The sequence below is a fragment of the Micrococcus sp. GbtcB5 genome (genome assembly GCF_019091605.1).
Taxonomy (GTDB): domain Bacteria; phylum Actinomycetota; class Actinomycetes; order Actinomycetales; family Micrococcaceae; genus Micrococcus; species Micrococcus luteus.
In genome coordinates, this window is record NZ_JAGXJK010000488.1 from 1 (window position 1) to 235 (window position 235).

At 80.9% G+C, this 235-nt stretch carries 1 protein-coding gene; it reads left to right on the plus strand.

Annotated elements, in window-relative coordinates; translation table 11 throughout:
- Window positions 1–235 (plus strand): methyltransferase domain-containing protein (locus tag KVS67_RS13210; protein WP_217565570.1); only part of this gene is annotated, 235 nt, incomplete at both ends.

A 235-nucleotide genomic window follows, 5' to 3' on the forward strand; every position in this document is an offset into this window, starting at 1 on the left:
TGGAACGCGAGGCCGCGGCCGGCACGGGCGGGGGGGTGCGCGCCGTGCCGGGCACGGCCGAGGCCACGGGCCTGCCGGCGGCGAGCGCCGACGCCGTGGTGGCGGCCCAGGCATGGCACTGGATGGACCCGGGCGCGGCGAGCGCGGAGGCCGCACGGGTGCTGCGCCCCGGTGGGCGCCTGGCCGCGGTGTGGAACCAGCTCGACACGGCGGTGCCGTGGGTGCACCGTCTCAC